Source organism: Citrobacter sp. wls711 (assembly GCF_005281055.1).
Classification (GTDB): Bacteria; Pseudomonadota; Gammaproteobacteria; order Enterobacterales; family Enterobacteriaceae; genus Citrobacter; species Citrobacter gillenii.
On sequence record NZ_SZXC01000013.1, the window covers coordinates 1 to 207 of the forward strand.

The 207-nt window shown below is 46.4% G+C and carries 1 pseudogene; it reads left to right on the forward strand.

The features are described from left to right. Nucleotides 1–79: 79 nt before the first annotated feature. Nucleotides 80–207 (forward strand): annotated as a pseudogene (locus FDW98_RS23795) (nucleotidyl transferase AbiEii/AbiGii toxin family protein); the annotation flags it as partial.

Genomic DNA, 207 nt, shown 5'->3' on the forward strand with positions numbered 1-207 from the left:
CGTAATGTCCATCTGGTTAATGAGAAGGCACTATTGAATGACGAATAAAGCCAATTTTACTCAACTCACTGAGCTTGCCATGCAGGTTTCCGGGCGTTCCCATATGCGTCCGGTGATTGAGAAAGAGTTACTCCATTACGATATCCTTTTTTGCCTTGACGCGAATGGACTGCTGGATCAACTGACCTTTCAGGGAGGAACGTCGCT